This window comes from Mycobacterium sp., from assembly GCF_049280035.1.
Lineage (GTDB): Bacteria > Actinomycetota > Actinomycetes > Mycobacteriales > Mycobacteriaceae > Mycobacterium.
In genome coordinates, this window is record NZ_JBAPPI010000784.1 from 1 (window position 1) to 2,742 (window position 2,742).

The following is a 2,742-nucleotide window of genomic DNA, read 5'->3' on the forward strand; positions in this document are numbered from 1 at the left end:
TTGCGGCGCGTCGGCGTCAACGGCGACCAGCGAGTCGCCACGTTCATGTGGAACAACGCCGAACATCTGGCGGCGTATCTGGCCGTGCCGGCGATGGGCGCGGTGCTGCACACGCTCAACATCCGGCTCTTTCCCGAGCAGATCGTGCACGTGGCCAACGAGGCCGAAGACCAAGTCGTGTTGGTCGATTTGTCGCTGGCCAAATTGCTCGCGCCGGTCCTGGCCGAACTCGACACCGTACACACCGTGATCGCGGTCGGCGAGGGTGACCTGGCGGCCCTGGAGGAATCGGGCAAGACAGTGCTGCGCTACGCCGACGTGGTGGCCGGCGAGTCGACCGAGTTCGACTGGCCGGACATCGACGAGAACTGCGCGGCCGCGATGTGTTACACCAGCGGTACCACCGGAAACCCCAAAGGCGTTGTCTACAGCCACCGTTCGAGCTATCTACACACGATGGCGACCTGTACCAGCAACGGCATTGGGGTCGGTTCGAGCGATTGCGTGCTGCCGATCGTGCCAATGTTCCATGCCAACGCCTGGGGCCTACCGTATGCGGCGCTGATGGCGGGGGCCGACTTGGTGCTGCCGGATTGCCATCTGGACGCCAGGTCGCTGATCGACATGATCGAGAAGTTGCGACCCACCGTCGCCGGTGCCGTGCCGACCATCTGGAACGACGTCATGCACTGCCTGGAAAAGGATCCTGGCCACGACGTGTCGTCGCTGCGACTGGTGGCCTGCGGCGGCTCGGCGGTGCCGGTGTCGCTGATGCGCACCTTCGAGGACAAGCACGGCGTCCAGATCCGCCAGCTGTGGGGCATGACCGAAACCTCGCCGATGGCCACCATGGCCTGGCCGCCGCCGGGCACCCCGGAGGAGGAGCACTGGACGTTCCGTGCGACCCAGGGCCAGCCGATATGCGGCGTGGAAGCCCGGATAGTCGACGACCACGGGCAGGTGCTGCCCAACGACAACAAAGCCGTCGGTGAAGTGGAAGTTCGCGGTCCGTGGATCACCAATTCCTACTACCGGGGATACGACGAGTCGAAGTTCGACTCCGGCTGGCTGCGCACCGGCGACGTGGGTCGCATCGACGAACGAGGCTTCATCACGCTGACCGACCGCGCCAAAGACGTGATCAAGTCTGGCGGGGAATGGATTTCGTCGGTCGAGCTGGAGAACTGTCTGGTCGCACACCCGGACGTGATCGAAGCCGCCGTGGTCGGGGTTCCCGACGAGCGTTGGCAGGAACGGCCGCTTGCCGTCGTCGTCGCCGAAGAAGGCTCCGGCGTCAGCGCCACGGATCTGCGCAACTTCCTGTCCGACAAGGTCGTTCGATGGTGGTTGCCGGAGCGCTGGACCTTTATCGACGAGATTCCCCGTACCAGTGTCGGCAAGTACGATAAGAAGACCATCCGGTCCCGGTACGCCGACGACGTTTATCAGGTCAGCGAAGCGCGAGATTAACGGCGGGGAAGGGAAGCCATGAGCCTCCGGGTCGTTCAATGGGCAACGGGTTCGGTCGGTGTGGCCGCGATCAAAGGCGTGCTCGAGCATCCCGAACTGGAACTCGCCGGTTGCTGGGTACATTCGGATGCCAAGAGCGGCAAGGACGTCGGCGAGATCATGGGCACAACAAAACTGGGCGTGACCGCGACGAATAGTCTCGACGACATTCTCGCGCTCGACGCCGATGCGGTGATCTACGCGCCGTTGCTGCCCAATGCCGATGAAGTCGCGGCACTGCTGCGCTCCGGGAAGAATGTCGTTACTCCGGTCGGCTGGTTCTACCCGGGCGAGCAGGAGGCCGCACCGTTAGAGGTGGCCGCGCAGGCCGGCAACGCGACCTTGCACGGCGCCGGTATCGGGCCCGGTGCAGCAACGGAACTGTTTCCATTGCTGCTGTCGGTGATGTCCACCGGGGTGACTTTCGTTCGCTCCGAGGAGTTTTCCGACCTCCGGACCTACGGCGCACCGGATGTGCTGCGTTATGTGATGGGTTTCGGTGGGACGCCGGATAGCGCGTTAACTGGACCGATGCAGAAAATTCTTGACGGCGGATTCATTCAATCGGTGCGACTGTGCGTCGATCGGTTGGGTTTCGCCGCCGAGCCCGAGATCCGCACCTCGCAGGAGGTTGCGGTCGCGAGCGCGCCGATCGACTCGCCGATCGGGGTGATCGAGCCGGGCCAGGTCGCCGGTCGCCGTTTCCACTGGGAGTCGTTGGTCGGCGATACGGTGGTCGTCCGGATCACCGTGAACTGGTTGATGGGCGAGGAAAACCTCGATCCGCCTTGGTCATTCGGGCCAGCCGGCGAACGCTACGAAATCGAAGTTCGCGGCAACCCGGACGCCTTCATCACGGTCAAGGGCTGGCAGCCGGAAAGCGTGGAGGCCGGCTTGAAAAGCAACCCTGGCATCGTCGCCACCGCGGCGCATTGCGTGAACGCCGTCCCGGCGACCTGCGCGGCCCCGGCCGGCATCCAAAGCTTCTTCGACCTGCCGCTGATAACCGCTCGGGCCGCGCCCGGGCTGTCGCGGTAGCCTGCGGTCATGACAAGCTCCTTGGCTGTCGAACAGTCGCGACTGATACCTGTCGGCCTCGATGAAGCCTTCGCCGGCACCCTGCCGGTGCCGCTGCCGACGATCTTCAGCCACTGGTATGGGCCCATCCCGCCGATCAAAGAAGTCCGGGATCAAATCGGCGCGTGGCATGCGCCAGGGCAGACCCGGGTGGTG

2 protein-coding genes and 1 pseudogene are annotated in these 2,742 nt (G+C 64.4%); all 3 read left to right on the forward strand.

Annotated features, from left to right (window positions below; genetic code table 11):
• On the forward strand, positions 1-1,470 hold a 1,470-nt coding region (locus WAN71_RS24985; protein WP_422227900.1), incomplete at its 5' end, for a long-chain fatty acid--CoA ligase.
• 18 nt (positions 1,471-1,488) lie between these two features.
• A complete protein-coding gene (locus WAN71_RS24990; protein ID WP_422227901.1) occupies positions 1,489-2,547 on the forward strand; it encodes a dihydrodipicolinate reductase in 1,059 nt (352 codons plus the stop codon).
• Positions 2,548-2,556: 9 nt separating this feature from the next.
• Positions 2,557-2,742 (forward strand): annotated as a pseudogene (locus WAN71_RS24995) (SRPBCC family protein); the annotation flags it as partial.